Raw genomic sequence first — 5319 nt, forward strand, 5'->3', positions numbered from 1 at the left:
ACAGCACCGACCGGGCCGACGCCGACGCCAGAGGCTGACCGTCGGAGCCCTTCACCCGTACCAGGAGCACTCCTTGCAGCAACGCGAGACCCCCGACACGCCCGTCTCGCTCACCGAACTCGGCTTCGGCGCATCCGCGATCGGCAAGTTGTATCGCGTCACCCCGCCGGGCGAGTTGTCCGGCGGGGTGCGCGGATGATCGAGGTTCATCCCATGTTCTTGGACGGTGCGGAGCCATGTGGTTCACCGCGGGGATGCCTTCCCCGTGCTTGCTCCCCTCTACGCCGCAACACCGTCCGTGCGGTTCTGCGAATAGTCAGGAGAGATCCTTGCCCGAACCGATCAGTCGCCGCACAGTACTGACCGGCATGGCCGCCATGACGGTTGTCGCGGCCGTCTCGCCGACGCTGGCGACGCCGGCGCACGCCGCCTCCTCCCCCCAGCCGGTGCCCCTTCTCCCGTTGAGGATCCCCAAGTTGGACCTGGGCATCGAGCAGCAGCCCGACGAGAAGATCCAGTGGCTGCAGGACGCCAAGCTCGGCATGTTCATCCACTGGGGCGTCTACTCCGGCCCGGCCAAGGGCGAGTGGTACATGGAGAACGCCGCCATCACCCCGGAGAACTACAGGAAGTACGTCACCGAGGTCACCGGCGAGCAGTTCACCGCCACTGCGTACAACCCTGCCGACTGGGCGCAGCTGGCCAAGGACATGGGCGCCAAGTACACGGTCCTCACGGCCCGCCACCACGAGGGGTTCGCGCTGTGGCCGTCCACGCACCCGAACGCCTGGCATGCCGGACAGGCGCCCCTGCAACGCGACTTCATCAGCCAGTACGTCACCGCCGTGCGCACCGCCGGGTTGAGGGTGGGTCTGTACTACTCGCCGCTGAGCTGGCGCTACCCCGGCTATTACGACGTCCGCGGCACCAACTGCCTCCCGAACAAGTGGGGTTACGTCACCGATCCCGCGCACAAGGAGAACGCGCGGATCATGAAGAACGAGGTGTACCAGCAGGTCAAGGAGCTGGTCACCCAGTACGGCAAGATCGACGACCTGTGGTGGGACGGTGGCTGGCTCGGCCAGCAGGGTACCGACGCGGACGCCGCCTTCTTCTGGGAGCCCGGCAAATTCCGCGACCCCTCCAACGAGTGGCCGGTGGACTCCGCCTACAGCGAGACCGACGCCGCCACCGGCAAGCCGTTGGGGCTGACCGGCCTGGTCCGCAAGCACCAGCCCGACATCGTCACCACTCTGCGCTCCGGCTGGATCGGCGATTTCACCAGCGAGGAAGGCGGTTCCGTGCCGAGCGGAGCGATCCGCACGGGCAAGCTGGCGGAGAAGTGCTTCACCATCGGCGGCGCCTGGGGCTACACGGCCGGCGCGCCCGTGATGAGCTTCGGCGACATCATGAACATCCTGGTCAACGCCTGGGTGCGGAACATGACCTGCCTGCTCAACGTCGGCCCGGACCGCACGGGCGCGGTACCGGCCGAGCAAGCAGCAGCGGTGCGCAGGGTCGGCTCCTTCCTGTCCACCTGCGGCCAGGCCGTCTACGGCACGCGCGGCGGACCGTGGCAACCGGTGGACGGCCAGTACGGCTACACGTACAAGGACAACACCTTCTACGTCCACCTGCTGCCCGGCTACAGCGGCACCTCCTTCACCACCCCGCCCGCCGGAGACGCACGGGTCACCCGCGTCTTCGACGTCGCCACGGGTGCCAACCTGCCGTACACCGTCGGCTCGGACGGCAAGGTGACGATCACCGGCGTCAACCGCACCCGCATCCCCGAGGACAGCGTCGTCGGTGTCACGCTGGACCGCTCCGTGCAGCCGACCGACATCGCCGCCGGCATGTCGGCCACGGCCAGCAGTAAGGAGACCTCCAAGGGCAACACCGCGGCCAAGGCCGTCGACGGCTCCACCGCAACCCGCTGGTGCGCGAGCAACGGCGACACGGGACAGTGGCTGAAGGTGGACCTGAAATCGGAGAGGTCGCTCACCGGCACCCGTATCGCCTGGGAGTTCGCGGACACGAACTACCGGTACCGGATCGAGGGTTCCACCGACAACGCCCACTGGACCACCCTGGCCGACCTGACCGCCACCACCAGCACCAGTCAGGTGCAGGTGTCCCTCTTCCACGCGCAGGCACGCCATGTGCGGGTGACCGTCACGGGCCTTCCCGCCGGCGTCTGGGCCTCGATCCGCAGCCTGGAGGTCTACGACCGGCCCTTCAGCGCGGACGCCGGCACGGCCGGGCTGGCGAACCGTTAGAGAGGCGAGCTACTGGACGTCAGCGACGGCTCGAACGCCGGCGTCGGCGAGGGTCCGAACCGCGGTACGCAGGCTACGTCGTGGCGGAGGCGTGCGCGCCTCCGCCACGACGCCGCCCACATAGGCGACGTCGCCCCGGCGGACCTCCAGGACCCGCGCGACGGCCAATGCCTTGACCGCTTCGCGGGCGAGGTTGCGGGACAGCCCCAGCTGTGCGGCCAGGTCCGGCTCCGGGGGGAGCTTCGAGCCCGGTGGCAGGGCACCGGTCCGGATCAGCTCACGGATCTGCTCGATGGCCTTGTCCGTCAGTGACACCGCTCATCCCTCCCCCCACCGTGCCCCGCGGCACGTCCGGCCTGATCAGTCTCTGGGTGCGGAGGTCGTCCCAGAGGCCGTCCGGGATGTGCTGGTCGTGGAGTTCCACGTTCCGTGTCACTTGGTCGGGGCTACGCATGCCGAGGGTGACGTTGATGATGTTGGGGTGCGTGTGCGGGAAGGCGATCGCGGCGGCGGGCAGGGTGGTGCCGTGCGCCTGGCAGACCTCGGCGATGGCCAGCGCCCGCGCGACGAGCTGCGGCGGGGCGTCCTGGTAGTCGTACTTCATGCCCTCGGCGGGCCGGTCGAGGGAGAGCAGTCCCGAGTTGAAGACGCCGACCGCGACGACGCTCTTGCCGAGTTCCTGTGCGGTGGGCAGGACGTCGTCCAGTGCCGACTGGTCCAGGAGTGTGTAGCGGCCGGCGAGCATCACCAGGTCGGCGGCGGTCTCGCGCAGGAAGCGGGCGAGCATGGCCGACTGGTTCATGCCGGCGCCGATCGCGCCGATCACGCCCTGGTCGCGCAGGTCCGCGAGTGTGGGCATGGCTTCCTCGGCGGCCTCCCGCCAGTGGTCGTCCGGGTCGTGCAGGTAGACGATGTCGAGGCGGTCCAGGCCGGTGCGCTGCAGGGTGTCCTCGATGGAGCGCAGTACGCCGTCGCGGCTGAAGTCCCACTGCCGGCGCAGGTCGTCCCGTACGACGAAGCCCTCGGGGTCGACGCCGTGCGGTTCCTCGTTGGGCACCAGGAGCCTGCCCACCTTGGAGGAGATGACGTAATCGTCGCGTGGGCGGCCTCGCAGGGCGGCGCCCAGGCGACGCTCGGAGAGACCGAGGCCGTAGTGCGGTGCGGTGTCGAAGTAGCGGATACCCGCATCCCAGGCCGTATCGACGGCGGCGGTCGCATCGTCCACCGGGGTGACGCGATACAGGTTGCCGATCACGGATGCGCCGAAGCCGAGTTCGGTGAGCGAGACGGGCGTGTCGGGGATCTTCTGCTGGTGCAAGCCGTGCTCCTGGGATACGGGTAAGGGGGCTCCGGTCAGCGACTGACGTGGGCTGATCCGCCCGCGATGAGCGCCTCGACCTCGGCGAGCGAAGCCATGGAGACGTCGCCGGGCGTGGTCATGGTGAGCGCGCCGTGGGCGGTGCCGTAGGCCAGGGCGCGCTCCAGGCCGGTGTCGCTGAGCAGTCCGTGGATCAGTCCGGCGGCGAAGGCGTCGCCGGAGCCGATGCGGTCCAGAACCTGCAGGCCGGGTATCCGCGGGCCGGTGACGAAGCCGGTTTCGGCGGACCAGCCGGCCGAGGACCAGTCGTTGACCCCGGCCGAGGGCACCTCGCGCAGGGTCGTCGCCAGTACTTTCGCTTCGGGCAGCAGGCCTGCCACCTCGGCGAGCGCGTCCGCCACCTCGTCGGCCCCGATGTGTGCCTGACCCGGATACGTCCCGGCCAGACCGAGGGCGCCCACCACGACGTCGGCCTGCCGGGCGAGCCTGAGGTCGGCCTCGCGGGCGGCGTCGGCGCCGCCCCGTCCGGCCCAGAGGCTGGGACGGTAGTTGGGGTCGTAGGAGACCGTGATCCGATGGCGGCGCGCCGCGGCCATGGCCTCGTCCGCGACATCCAGCGTGGTGTCCGACAGGCCGGCGAAGATGCCGCCGGTGTGGAACCAGCGCACCCCGGCGGAGAACACGGCGTCCCAGTCGACGTCACCTTTGCGCAGCTGGGAGACGGCGGTGTGGGCGCGGTCGCTGACACCGAGGGCGCCGCGGATGCCGTAGCCGCGTTCGACGAAGTTCAGCCCGTTGCGGGCGATGCGGCCGATCCCGTCGTCGGGCACCCAGCGGATCAGCGAGGTGCCGACGCCGCCCTGGAGGATCAGGTCCTCGACGAGCCGGCCCACCGCGTTGTCGGCCAGCGCGGTCACGACAGCTGCCCGCAGGCCGAAGCAGCGTCGCAGTCCACGCACCACGTTGTACTCGCCGCCGCCCTCCCAGACTTGGAAGGAGCGGGCGGTTCGGATCCGTCCCTCGCCCGGATCGAAGCGCAGCATCACCTCGCCGAGGGCCACCACGTCGATCACGTCATGCTCCCCTCGACGGCCTCGACGGCCTCGACGGCCTCGACGGCCTCGGCGGTCAGTCGGCGAATGTCCTCGTAGTCGCCGCGCTCCAGGTGGGCGGCGGTGGCCATCCAGCTGCCGCCGACGGCGAGGACCGCCGGGTCGGCGAGGTAGGCGGCCAGGCGGGAAGCGTCGATCCCGCCGGTCGGTACGAAGCGCATCCCGGGGAAGGGGGCCGCGAGCGCTCGCAGCGTCCGCAGGCCGCCGAGCGGCTCGGCGGGGAAGAGCTTGACGGTGTCAAGGCCGGTCCGCAGGGCACGCATCAGCTCTGTCGCGGTGGCGATGCCGGGCACCACAGGCACCTCCAGCTCCCGGCACTTCGCGACGACCTCCTCGTCGAAACCGGGCGAGACCACGAAGCGGGCCCCGGCCGCCACGGCCCGCTCCGCCTGCTCGGGCGTGAGTACCGTGCCGGCGCCGACGGCCAAGCCACCGTGGGCGGCCATCTCCTTGAGCACCCGCTCGGCGCCCGGGGTACGGAAGGTGACCTCGGCGCACCGGGCACCGCCGGCCGCGAGGGCGTCGGCCAGTGGGCCGGCCATCGCGGTGGACGGCACGGTCAGCACCGGAAGGAGACGGCAGCCGTTCAGCACGGAGTCGAAACCGGCGG

At 70.4% G+C, this 5319-nt stretch carries 4 protein-coding genes and 2 pseudogenes; 2 read left to right on the top strand and 4 right to left on the bottom strand.

What is annotated here, in order from left to right; genetic code table 11:
• Both ACFY16_RS42985 and ACFY16_RS42990 read left to right on the top strand, forming a co-directional pair.
• Positions 1-199: pseudogene (locus ACFY16_RS42985) on the top strand (hypothetical protein); the annotation flags it as partial.
• Between the two features lie 130 nt (positions 200-329).
• The gene (locus ACFY16_RS42990) at positions 330-2279 is read left to right on the top strand and encodes an alpha-L-fucosidase (protein ID WP_390652670.1); all 1950 of its coding nucleotides are present in this window, start codon (positions 330-332) and stop codon (positions 2277-2279) included.
• A 117-nt stretch (positions 2280-2396) separates the two neighbouring features.
• Here ACFY16_RS42990 and ACFY16_RS42995 read toward each other — a convergent pair.
• From ACFY16_RS42995 to ACFY16_RS43010, 4 genes and pseudogenes are all read right to left on the bottom strand, one after another.
• Positions 2397-2594, bottom strand: a pseudogene (locus ACFY16_RS42995) (FadR/GntR family transcriptional regulator); the annotation flags it as partial.
• Complete coding sequence (locus ACFY16_RS43000) at positions 2557-3597, bottom strand: aldo/keto reductase (protein WP_390652671.1); 1041 nt, start codon at positions 3595-3597, stop codon at positions 2557-2559. The pseudogene ACFY16_RS42995 and the gene ACFY16_RS43000, both read right to left, overlap by 38 nt.
• Before the next feature lie 35 nt (positions 3598-3632).
• Complete coding sequence (locus ACFY16_RS43005) at positions 3633-4670, bottom strand: PfkB family carbohydrate kinase (protein ID WP_390652672.1); 1038 nt, start codon at positions 4668-4670, stop codon at positions 3633-3635.
• Positions 4667-5302: a bifunctional 4-hydroxy-2-oxoglutarate aldolase/2-dehydro-3-deoxy-phosphogluconate aldolase gene (locus ACFY16_RS43010; protein WP_390652673.1), complete on the bottom strand. Its 636-nt coding sequence runs from the start codon at positions 5300-5302 to the stop codon at positions 4667-4669. Before ACFY16_RS43010 ends, ACFY16_RS43005 begins: the two co-directional genes overlap by 4 nt.
• Between the last annotated feature and the right edge of the window lie 17 nt (positions 5303-5319).

The sequence above is a fragment of the Streptomyces sp. NPDC001315 genome, from assembly GCF_042896175.1.
In the GTDB taxonomy this organism is placed as follows: Bacteria; Actinomycetota; Actinomycetes; order Streptomycetales; family Streptomycetaceae; genus Streptomyces.